Origin of the sequence: Sphingobium wenxiniae, assembly GCF_007830065.1 — a bacterium.
Lineage (GTDB): Bacteria > Pseudomonadota > Alphaproteobacteria > Sphingomonadales > Sphingomonadaceae > Sphingobium > Sphingobium wenxiniae.
The window spans coordinates 1-1107 of the sequence record NZ_VLKK01000081.1 but is presented as its reverse complement, the minus strand read 5'-3'; the positions used below and the strand labels follow the sequence as shown (position 1 = coordinate 1107).

Annotated in this window: 2 pseudogenes; both read left to right on the top strand. The window is 67.2% G+C overall.

The features are described from left to right. Positions 1-197: pseudogene (locus IQ35_RS20985) on the top strand (arsenical resistance protein ArsH); the annotation flags it as partial. A gap of 347 nt (positions 198-544) precedes the next feature. Next, positions 545-1107 (top strand): annotated as a pseudogene (locus tag IQ35_RS20980) (chromosome segregation ATPase); the annotation flags it as partial.

Below are 1107 nucleotides of genomic sequence, written 5' to 3'. Positions count from 1 at the left end.
AGGAGTTCGACGAGGACGGCCGTCTCAGTGCCTCAAGCTATTATGACCGGATCGTCGACGTCATGGAGGAGCTGGTGCGCTTCACGGTGCTGACACGTCGCCATGCCGATCAACTCGTGGACCGCTATTCGGAACGCAAGGCGGCAGCCGCCAAGCGCGACGCGGCCCAAGATCTGGCCTCACGGTCGAAGGCCTGACGGCCGGGCTCTTCCGATGCGACGCGCTTTCATGCCGTCCTGTGCGTATCGGGAGATCGGGTTGCGGGTGCCCTTCTTAAGGTCCTCTGCGTCATGAATGCCTGACGCGACAGCGCCTTCGCGCCTTTCGCCAGAGGATGCGGCACATGGGCCATCGCGCTGGCGGCGGCAACCCGAACGCTCCGGCCGTGTTGGCGCGCCGAGGCGCGCCTGCCCGCACCACCCGGACCTTATCGGGTTCCCCTTGGGCGTTGCCCGGCGGTGCCGCCGCCGCTTTTTCGATGGCCCGGAGGGTGCGCATCCGGCGGGAAGGCCGCCGGCCCTGCGACACGGAAAGGCAATCCCTCATGACCAGCTCCCTTTCAGCAGTGCTCCAAGCACTCGAACTCGGCCATCTCGACCTGATGGGCGACCAACGCTCGATGGAAGCGCCGCCGCCGGCCGAAGCGCTCGAACAGACCGTCAGCGCCATCTGGAGCGATCTCTTCGCGCTCTTCCCCTTCACCGCGCTCGAACGCGACATCGAGGATCTGGGCTGGGGCTTCGTCAATCTCTTCCACCGCGCGGCCGCCAAGAAGCATCAGCTGATCGACCGCCTGACCGACGAGATCCGGCTCCTGCTCGCCGAGCAGGACGGATCGGAGATCGCGACCGCTGATCTCGAGGACAAGATCGATCTCGCCCGCAAGGTCGAGCAGTCCGCCCAGGCCTATGAGGGGATGCGCGACACCGCGGCGCGCCACTATCTGCATGAGACCGGCCGCTCCTGGGTGCCCGCGACCGGCAACCGCATCTCGCTCGGCACGACCGCTGCGATCGTCGATGGCCGGGCCTATTTGCAGGCGCGGCGCGAGCGGGTGCGCGATGCCAATATGGTCCATGGCACGCCCGTGGTCTTCGCCGGCGGGCG